This is a genomic window from Arthrobacter sp. P4_F10 (assembly GCF_056401435.1).
Map to the genome: position 1 here is coordinate 1 of NZ_JBFUJJ010000082.1, position 3,344 is coordinate 3,344.

General features: G+C 63.7%; 3 protein-coding genes and 1 pseudogene. 1 reads left to right on the forward strand and 3 read right to left on the reverse strand.

Annotated features, from left to right (window positions below; all coding sequences use genetic code 11):
• Positions 1-128: 128 nt before the first annotated feature.
• Positions 129-365, reverse strand: a pseudogene (locus AC1DR1_RS23005) (glycoside hydrolase family 3 protein); the annotation flags it as partial.
• 13 nt (positions 366-378) lie between these two features.
• Positions 379-1,824: a hypothetical protein gene (locus AC1DR1_RS23010; protein ID WP_476993438.1), complete on the reverse strand. Its 1,446-nt coding sequence runs from the start codon at positions 1,822-1,824 to the stop codon at positions 379-381.
• 516 nt (positions 1,825-2,340) lie between these two features.
• On the opposite strand from AC1DR1_RS23010, the gene AC1DR1_RS23015 reads away from it, so the two are divergent.
• Positions 2,341-2,889: a recombinase family protein gene (locus AC1DR1_RS23015; protein ID WP_364746409.1), complete on the forward strand. Its 549-nt coding sequence runs from the start codon at positions 2,341-2,343 to the stop codon at positions 2,887-2,889.
• A 242-nt stretch (positions 2,890-3,131) separates the two neighbouring features.
• On the opposite strand, the gene AC1DR1_RS23020 is transcribed toward AC1DR1_RS23015, so the two are convergent.
• The coding region (locus AC1DR1_RS23020; RefSeq protein ID WP_476993439.1) for a hypothetical protein at positions 3,132-3,344 on the reverse strand (213 nt) is incomplete at its 5' end.

Below are 3,344 nucleotides of genomic sequence, written 5' to 3' on the forward strand. Positions count from 1 at the left end.
CTTTTCCCATTGCACGGACTCCCACCAGAGGAGCCCAACGGAACGGTAGCGTCGGATTCACGGTGTTGGCGCTCGGCATACTCGATTACCAAGCCCAGCGGCTCTCAATACCCGTCATCGGGTGGGTAGGAGAGTGCGTCACCGTATTCCTGCCCGCCAAACCAGGCGAGGAGCACGGCGGAGACATCGTTCCGCCAGAGCATCAGCACCGGCGAGCCGGAGTTGACGATGACGACGGTGCGGGGGTTCACGGCGGCGACGAGTTCGTCCTGTCGGCCGGGAAGTGCGAGCGACTCCCGGTCGTATCCTTCGGATTCGACCTTCGCGTTGGTGCCGACCACGACGACGACGGCGTCTGCCTGGCGGGGGAAACCCGCGCTAGCCGCCGGTTCTGGGTGCGAGGAGGATCTGCACGGCCTCGATCCGTTTGCTCATACCCGATGTGCCCGCCGTTCCGCCGTCGGCGACCCATGACTGCCAGCCCAAATCTTGCACGTGGGCGCGGTAGTGGATCCTGTAATGGTTCGCCATCTCACCGGTAAGCCTGATTTCAAACGCTTCCAAACGTAGCCCTTGCCCGGCCGTGCCGATGGGATTGGCCAAGGATGTCCACGGCTGCCAGCCGATGTTCTGCACATGCCCCCGCCACGCGATGTCCCCGGTATAAGCCGTGCTGGACACGTTGAGGCGCAACGCCTCGGCCCGAAGGGCCCGGCCCGTGGTCCCGGCGACGGTCCCATCCGAAACGTTCGCCATCCAGCCGAGGTTCTGAACGTGGGCGGCGTACACGGCAGTGAATGCTGGTGCGACCTTCGGAACCAACTCGATCGTAACGGCCTCCACCCGCAGACCTTGCCCGACGGTGCCGGCCGTGGCTCCGTCGATCCCGTACGGCTGCCAGCCGACGTTCTGCACATGGGCGCGATACCTGATGCTGTACAGCGAGGCCAGATTCCCCGTCAACCGCAGCTCGAACGCCTCCAGGCGCAGACCGCGCCCGGTCGTTCCGATCGGGGACGCCGACATCGTCCATGGCTGCCAGCCGATGTTCTGCACATGCCCCCTCCACAGAATGTCGCCCGACAGGCGGTCTCCTGCCACCGACAGGCGCAACGCCTCCATCGGCAGTGACCGGCCGGTCGTTCCTGCGGTGGCGCCGTCCGAGACGCTCGACTGCCAGCCGATCGTCGCGACGTGGGCCTGATAGACCCCGATGCACGTCATGTCGTAGTCGTAGGTGTCGTCGGTCCATTGCGCGATGTGGACGGTGCCACCGGAGAAGCTGCGATTCACACTGAGGTCGGATGCTTCACTGGCGAAGTCGAGACGCCCTGCCGGTGACCAGACGGGCACGTCGGGAAGCTGCCACGATCCGGTGATGGCCTCCCAAGCGCTCAAATAGGAGTAGATCCCGTGCGGGTACCCGGCGTCCGCCAGTGCGGCCAGGAGCCCGGAGATGACGTACCGGTTCTCCGGCCGCTGGGCTGCTGCCGAGCTGGGCCAGGGCTGTTGCGGGCGGGGCTCGACGTCGACCCAGATTCTCTCCGGTCGCCATCCCACCTCATCGAGAGACGCGAGAGCCGCGCGACCCTCGGCGTACCCGACGTTGCGCAGCCGGTCCGGCCTGGTGCTTGCGGGCCAGGGGCCGTCGTCGCCGTAGGTGTCGTATTGCACGGTGGTGGGGAACGTAGCCATGGTGTAGGCCTGAGCCCGGACGCCGCGGTCGAGCACCCACTGGAACTGCCAGTCCAGGCAGGGGTTTTCGGTGAACGCGAGTCCCCTCGTCAGCCCCACGACCACGAACTCCGTGTCTTCCGGCGGCATCGGAAGACCGCCCGGACACTGTGGCCACGAAACGTCATGTCCGTAGTCGACTGCTCGGGCGGGTGCAGCGAACAGCACGCCGAGTGCGAGCACAAGTAAAACCGCCAGGAGCCGGGGCATGGATGCCCGGGAGCGGCGGCCAGGTCGAAGAGCACCAAGGCCGGCCATGATGGCCCCCTATTCGAAGGATGACCAAATTATCCCACTCGGCCACCTTCGCCGCACGGAAACTGCCCCGGGTGCCGTCCGAGAGGGACGCCTTCACAATGCGGCAATCAAACAGGGCCGTTCGTAAGACGTATCGGAACCAGCGTCTGTGGACGGGACACTTGACCGTCACCGACTCGCCCTCGAGCATCTCAAATATGATCAATTACTGAGACAGCTTGGTCGTTCAGCCATGGGTTTCGAAAATCCCCGTCGCGAGACGGACACTGCCCGTCTCGAAATGCCGTCCAAGAACAGGGAGTCTCATAACTGAGAATTGGTCGGGATAAAGAGAATCTGGAGGCGGCGATGGCCGTGATCGGCTACGCGAGGGTTTCCACCACGGAACAGAACCTCGATCTGCAGCTCACAGCACTCAAGGCCGCCGGCGCAGCCAGGATATTTGCCGACGATGGAGTCAGCGGGTCCACGACGGAACGCCCTCGGCTGTCCAGGGCTCTGGACCGGCTGGAGGCCGGCGACGTACTCACCGTGTGGAAGCTTGACCGCTTGGGCCGCAACACCCGGCACGTTCTTGATCTTGTTGAGGACATCAGGGAGCGGGGAGCAGGTTTCCGGTCCCTGACCGAAGGGCTGGACACAACCGGACCCATGGGCACCGCCATGCTGACGATCATGGCCGCGTTTGCTCAGCTGGAGCGCGACACGATGATCGAACGCACCAAGGCTGGCCTCGCTGCGGCCGCGGCCAACAACCGCCACGGCGGAAGGCCCCGCAAGGTGGACGACGCTGCTGCTGCCCGAGCTAAAGAACTCAAAGGCAAAGGAATCAGTGCCTCCGACATCGGCAGGATGCTCGGAGTCTCCCGCGCCACGGTGTACCGATACCTTATATAGGCAACACGGAGAGCGGTCCCGACAACCCGGCGGTGACATCCACGCGGTCCGCCGCCGTACCGGAAGTTGCACGTGTGACGGATCATTATGGCGGTACTTTTGGGCTAACTTAACGGACGACCAGACTACGCGGCATTCTGTGGATTCGGGTTTCGGGGTCAAGGATGCCCGCACTTTTGACGGCGACGGTGTTGATAAGACTGGCTGTGGCCTCGGTCAGTCTTTCGTCGAGTCGCGCAGCTTCATTCAATCTTATGTGTACCGAACCCGGGGTAGATTTTGGTGCCTGGGTTCCTTCCGGGGGCCTCGCTCGTCTGGTCTGCCAGATCGGCAGCTTGTTCGATCGGCACTACGTGGATGCCCTCGGTATGCCCGAAAACCTGCCGGGTCTGCAAGCTGTCATCACGTAGAATCCACACTGCGCTGGAATTACTGGTCTTCGTTTCAATGACGGC